The organism is Streptomyces sp. URMC 126 (assembly GCF_051386555.1).
Classification (GTDB): domain Bacteria; phylum Actinomycetota; class Actinomycetes; order Streptomycetales; family Streptomycetaceae; genus Streptomyces.
On record NZ_JBPQTX010000818.1, the window covers coordinates 1 to 278 of the forward strand.

The 278-nt window shown below is 78.4% G+C and carries 1 protein-coding gene; it reads left to right on the plus strand.

The window, feature by feature from the left end:
- Positions 1–278, plus strand: a 278-nt coding sequence (locus ACSNOK_RS34060; RefSeq protein WP_436784605.1) for a sodium:calcium antiporter, incomplete at both ends; no start/stop codon positions are given.

The window sequence follows — 278 nt, forward strand, 5'->3', positions numbered from 1 at the left end:
GCTCTGGCCCTGGTCCTGGGCCGCCGGCAGGCCGGCGCCGGGCCCTCCGGCACGGCCGCCGGACAGGGCGCGCAGCGGCCGCTGTGGGCGCAGTTCGCGGCGGTGGCCGGTGGCGTGGGCCTGTTGGCCTTCGGCGCCCGCATGCTCGTGGAGGGGGCGGTCGGGATCGCGACCGGGTTCGGGGTGAGCAGTCTGGTCATCGGGCTCACCGTGGTGGCGGTGGGCACCTCGCTGCCGGAGCTGGCCACGGCACTGATCGCGGCCCGGCGCGGAGAGCG